The 252-nt window shown below is 71.0% G+C and carries 1 protein-coding gene; it reads left to right on the top strand.

The genetic code is table 11. The annotated features are described in order from the left end of the window. A partial coding sequence (locus ACZ3HG_RS24375) for an enolase C-terminal domain-like protein (protein WP_465335050.1) occupies positions 1–205 on the top strand: 205 nt, incomplete at its 5' end. Positions 206–252 lie beyond the last annotated feature (47 nt).

The raw sequence follows: 252 nt of genomic DNA, 5'->3' as shown, positions 1-252 counted from the left end.
CGCGGCGCTCGCGGCGCTCCCCGGGTTCCTGCTGCCCGGCGACATCTCGGCATCCGCCCGCTTCTACAACCGCGACATCGTCACGGCGCCCGCCGTCCTCGAAGACGGACACGTGCGCGTCCCGACGGGGCCGGGGCTCGGCGTCGAGATCGACGAAGCTGCGCTCGACGCGTTCACGGTGCACCGCGAGCGCATCACGCGATGAGTTGCAGCGTCGCTCGATAAACTGGATGCCGCGCACTCGCGCTCGCA

The organism is Erwinia sp. PME.40.26/001 (assembly GCF_055556675.1).
Note: the sequence above shows the minus strand (reverse complement) of the source record. Positions and strands in the feature narration are given on the sequence as shown.